The sequence below is a fragment of the Lachnoclostridium sp. An138 genome, from assembly GCF_002160765.1.
Lineage (GTDB): Bacteria > Bacillota > Clostridia > Lachnospirales > Lachnospiraceae > Laedolimicola > Laedolimicola faecalis.
This window is the reverse complement of the sequence record NZ_NFLF01000046.1, coordinates 1-4595: the sequence shown is the minus strand read 5'-3', so window position 1 is coordinate 4595 and position 4595 is coordinate 1. Positions and strand designations below refer to the sequence as shown.

Sequence of the window (4595 nt, the reverse complement as noted above, 5' to 3'; positions counted from 1 at the left end):
TCTGACATGATACAGCAAAGATGCAGGATTGAATCAAAAAGTTGAAGTTGGAGCGTTTTACTTCAATAATAGTAGAACGTGGTTTAAAAAGATAGCCGTTGTATTATTAAGCGCTTACGTTTTTCATGAAATATATCTCTTATGGGGTAAAGTTTCAGAAAGGTCAATTACTAACGGACAAATTGGTTATGTAAATAGAGTTGTCCTATTTTTAAATCAAATTGTGGTCTGAATTCTTTCTTATAGTCATTTGCAGGATGCCGTATACAGTGATTATCTTCTGTTAATCCTAGTAGTAATTTAGCCTTTTTTCCTACTGCAAATACTTGAGAATCATTAATTTGAAAGATTGTTTTTAGTGCATCTATGTATTTGAGCCCTTCTTCAAGTTCTCTTTGTGTCGGAGTCCGATTAGATGCTCTTTTCCCCTCCTTATACGGATGAAAAGGAAACACATTCCACATTAGTGGAATAATATGATATTCCCGTATTGCCGGCCAAATTATAGAAGCAGACCGCTCTGCTGTATTGCCGATTTTACTGGATCGTTTCCAATCTCCTAGTGCATAGTTATTTTTGGGATACTTCAATTGAATCTCGTCAGTAAATGGAATACCAGTTAACGCACATCCCCGGTAACCCGGAGCTTCTCCAATTAACATGATATCGACTTTATTTGACTTCAAATGCTGTAAATAGTTCAATAAATTATATTTACACACTTCATCACGGTAAGGATTAGTGAAAAGACGTTGCTCATCAGAAACCGAAGATATGTCCTCAACAAATTCTTTTATTGTCAGAAAACGCACCACCTTTGGCAAAAATAATTTTATCAGTCGATTTTTAAATCTCTATAATACATTTGCTTTGAAATTTTATTTTCAATCTTTTCCTTATACTCTTCTTTACTTGTTCCCACATGTGAAAGATCTATATTAAAATAACTTGCATCTGATTTGGGAAGGCCGTATTTAATTATAATCTCTCTTGTTTGAGCGCCATTTTTGGGAAGCGTAAATTTCATCGTCTTAGTTAGAGAAAAATCCCTTTTTGCAGTATATTGCCCATCTCTAAATGTAGTTTTATATAGAGAGTATTGCCGATCAAAAACTCGGGAAATGTTCTGGACAATAATTTCAATATCTTCCACACTTTCAAGACTAATTTTTTCTTGTATATCTATTTCATCACTTGAAAATTTTTCGATCTCAAGAGAAATAGAATCTTCCTTTAGCCCTGTATAAAGTTCATTCCATGTCCTTCGTCCCCATTCTTGAAATTCATCACACAGAAACAGCAAACTGGAAAAAGAGGTAATGTGTATGTTATATGCATCGGGACAGGTATGCGCAGCAATTGCGCGTAAAATTTCACGTCTTATATAAAATTGCCGTGCATCTTCATTTTTATAAATATAGTCATCATTCAAATTAAAATCAGATTCAAGAAAATAGAGCAGCATTTTATATATGATAATTGTGCTAATAATGCCATGCTGAAAACTCTCTAAAGATTTTGCATATTTGAGATAGTATTTAGGTTGAATGCGACCTAAGTATTCTTTTTCGACGATTGCGTCTGTTTGCTCATCTGCTTTTTCATCAGATGTTTTTTCTTTCATCTTTGTACTAATAAATTTTAAAACATATTCGTTGATGCTATCTTGTGTTCCACTATAACCGAAATTATTCCAAACATTAGGATTTGGCACAAATTCTCTCATCATTTTGCGTGTTTTGTCAAGAATTTGCTCTGCTTTTTCAAGCGGATAACCTAAGTCATGACAAAGAGCTGTTATTGTCCACATGCTAATATATTCAAAGAAATCAATCTTACTTGGTGGTTTAGCCCCACCATCAAGGCCTAGCTTGGTAATGAATGCATCTTCGGCATTTATTTTTTTTAGCAAACAAAACACACCTAATAACCAGACACGAATGGCATGAAAAACATGATCTCTATAATATGCACTTGACCCGTACATAAGGCTTTCAAATTCTGTATACCTTAGATGATATTCTTCTAGTTTGTCTATTCCATAGGCTACAATAGCTTTATTAGGATTATCCAAAAACGGTTCTCTTGTATCAAAATAGCGAAGACATACTATTGATTTATTTAGTAAAGAACGCCATAAATTGTCTAGTTTTCCGGCTTTAGAATATGAAATAGCGTTCTCTTGGTCAGATAAAAGCTTCTTTAGGTCTCCCTCTGGACCAACAATATCTTCATCAAGAGGAAATGCAAAATCACCAGGTAAATCTCTTCCTTCTTGTTTAAGTCTTTCTTTTAGTTTCTCGTATTCAGCCTGCGCAGTATTACGAATATCACCACACATTTCCTCAATCAATGTTCGATCATTAATTTCATAGCTCATTTTAACGCCCCTTTTCTTTTAAATATTTCTGCACAGGACAATTTTCACAGTCGATTTGACAATTTTCATAGCTTTCCACAAGTTTTACGCTCTGCTTTAAGTATTCTGAGTTTTCATATATTTGCTCCACATCTTTTTCCAATATGTTGTCAGGTAAAACAGAGACTCCATGTTCATCCTGGAATGTAATATATTTAAATGCTTCGCATCCGAAAACTGAACCATCAAACTTAATATACAATTTTTCTTTCACAGCATGACAAGGCGGTGTACTTCCTTGGATTGACAATGGCAACCCAAGTCGTATTGATTTTCCTTTAGTCTGTAAGTCGACTAAACGAGAACACAATTTGTTCAAGTCATCATCATTTATCATTATACTTTGAGCATTTTTACGGGCACGCCCATGAGGTACTAATTTCAAGAAATTCACCTGTTCTATACCCATCTGTTCAGCAAATCGGATCACATCTACGGCGTCATCTACATTTTGTCTCATGGGAACAAAATGAATTTCTGTCCGAATTCCACATTTAATTGCATTGGAGATGCTTTCACGCAGCAGGGGGAAATGGCCTTTGCTCTGTGTAATTAAATCATAAGTGTTCTCGTTTGCCGACTGAAGATTAAAAAGCAAAGATCGTAATCCAACTTTTTTCATTATTGATAGTAACTCAAGAGATAGTGGTTTAGCTTCTCCTGCATCTTTTACAATTCCACAGGAATATATATCAACAATAATATTAGAATCAGATATTTGCTTAACGATCTCAACAATATCAGGGTGCAAAAAAGGCTCGCCACCAGAAAGACATACTCTTTCGACTTTTAGCCGATGTAACCCCTGAATAACACGGCGCAGCGTATCCAGCTGCAGCATCATCGTGCATTCCTCGGTTGAACAAGAAGAGCAATGGATACAGCGGTTTACACACTTCTGAGTAATCTCAATAGAAACATCTTTTATCATCACTTGCCCTCCTTTGAACTGCCATCGACTAGTTTCATCTTTTCTAGCATTTCAAGATATAGTTTATGTGGAAGTATAGCAACATACGGTTCACTATTTTTGATAACGCAGATTGCTGCATTTTTGTCATGTGCCTCTTTGAACACCTTTGCTGATTGCCCCCTATTGAAAATCTGAGCTTTATATGTCTTCAGGTATTCAAAAAGCATGGCAACATCACCTCTTATCTGCAATATATTTATATTATACTCCAAAAGTAATTACTTTTCAATATTGTTTTTAATTTATAAAAGTAATTACTTTTATAAGTATAATTCAATTTACAAAAAGTACCACAAGGCATTTGCCTGTGGTACTCTAATTGCTTATTCACTTTCGTCGTCCAACCCTTCCGCCTTCAGCCAATCCTCAAAGGACTTCCTGGAGATGCGGATCATGTTGCCGATGCGGATCGTCTTGAACAATCCGGAGTTTGCGAGTTTATAGGCCGAAGCGCGGCTGATACCGAGAATGGCTGCGATATCATTCACGGTGTATGTTCTGCTTTGGGGCGTCCCTTTTTCGTTGGTGCTCATAAAATGATCCTCCCTGCTAATAGCATTTTGAAATGGCCCCTGGAAGCCCTCTGTCACAAGGGGTTCCTGCTAATACCTTGCTAATACGACATTTGAAAAGCCGTTGTAAGGCAGCATATTTCAGGGGAATTTGTGCAAATTGACCTACCTCCAGGCAGCACAATTTGCGAAGAAACAACACGGGAAGATATGATATGAACAATTTACGAAATGGTACGCCGTACTCCATAAGCCGCCGCAGCCGCTTCAAAGCAAGCTGGATATGCCGCCCTGCTGTGCTGCGCGTCCGGCCGATATGTACGCCGATCACCCGCTGCGGCTGGCGCAGGAAATAGTAGCGGAAAATTTCTTCCTGCGTCTGCTCCGGCAAGAGGGCAAGGGCGGCGGCAAGTTCCGCATGGTACAGGACAGCGGTCTGGCCGCAGGCGGTAAACAAATATTCTTCAAGCCGCTCCGGTTCGGCAAACTGGACAAACTTCTCATTCATCAAATAGTCAAGGGAAACTTCCCGTTCCCACCTCCGGCGCAGATTGATAACTTTATCTATGGCTGCGTGACGAATGACAACCTTGCAAAAGGCGTTAAAGGTGTACTGGATATGCACTTTGTAGGCTTCATCTTCGGTCATGGAAATTCCCCCTCTCTGATAATAGTGCGGGGCGGCAGCACT

The 4595-nt window shown here is 37.9% G+C and carries 6 protein-coding genes; all 6 read right to left on the bottom strand.

Features of this window, described 5'->3' with window-relative positions; genetic code table 11:
* Positions 1 to 170 precede the first annotated feature (170 nt).
* The 6 genes from B5E82_RS17670 to B5E82_RS19040 all read right to left on the bottom strand — a co-directional run bounded on the left by B5E82_RS17670 (position 171) and on the right by B5E82_RS19040 (position 4553).
* A complete protein-coding gene (locus tag B5E82_RS17670; RefSeq protein ID WP_330398428.1) occupies positions 171 to 815 on the bottom strand; it encodes a uracil-DNA glycosylase in 645 nt (214 codons plus the stop codon).
* Between the two features lie 20 nt (positions 816 to 835).
* Positions 836 to 2380: a hypothetical protein gene (locus B5E82_RS17665; RefSeq protein ID WP_087308831.1), complete on the bottom strand. Its 1545-nt coding sequence runs from the start codon at positions 2378 to 2380 to the stop codon at positions 836 to 838.
* Between the two features lies 1 nt (position 2381).
* Positions 2382 to 3350 carry a radical SAM protein gene (locus B5E82_RS17660; protein ID WP_087308830.1) on the bottom strand — a complete coding sequence of 323 codons (969 nt, stop codon included), beginning with the start codon at positions 3348 to 3350 and terminating at the stop codon, positions 2382 to 2384.
* Positions 3350 to 3559 carry a hypothetical protein gene (locus tag B5E82_RS17655; protein ID WP_087188896.1) on the bottom strand — a complete coding sequence of 70 codons (210 nt, stop codon included), beginning with the start codon at positions 3557 to 3559 and terminating at the stop codon, positions 3350 to 3352. Before B5E82_RS17655 ends, B5E82_RS17660 begins: the two co-directional genes overlap by 1 nt.
* 156 nt (positions 3560 to 3715) lie before the next feature.
* Positions 3716 to 3925, bottom strand: a complete 210-nt coding sequence (locus tag B5E82_RS17650) for a helix-turn-helix domain-containing protein (RefSeq protein ID WP_087308829.1) — start codon at positions 3923 to 3925, stop codon at positions 3716 to 3718.
* Positions 3926 to 3941: 16 nt separating this feature from the next.
* Positions 3942 to 4553: a hypothetical protein gene (locus tag B5E82_RS19040; protein ID WP_442911318.1), complete on the bottom strand. Its 612-nt coding sequence runs from the start codon at positions 4551 to 4553 to the stop codon at positions 3942 to 3944.
* Between the last annotated feature and the right edge of the window lie 42 nt (positions 4554 to 4595).

Bases quoted from the DNA above. Each gene is read 5' to 3' on its own strand.
- B5E82_RS17665 (WP_087308831.1), bottom strand. From the start codon at position 2,380: ATGAGCTATGAAATTAATGATCGAACATTGATTGAGGAAATGTGTGGT.
- B5E82_RS17660 (WP_087308830.1), bottom strand. From the start codon at position 3,350: ATGATAAAAGATGTTTCTATTGAGATTACTCAGAAGTGTGTAAACCGC.
- B5E82_RS17655 (WP_087188896.1), bottom strand. From the start codon at position 3,559: ATGCTTTTTGAATACCTGAAGACATATAAAGCTCAGATTTTCAATAGG.
- B5E82_RS19040 (WP_442911318.1), bottom strand. From the start codon at position 4,553: ATGACCGAAGATGAAGCCTACAAAGTGCATATCCAGTACACCTTTAAC.
- B5E82_RS17650 (WP_087308829.1), bottom strand. From the start codon at position 3,925: ATGAGCACCAACGAAAAAGGGACGCCCCAAAGCAGAACATACACCGTG.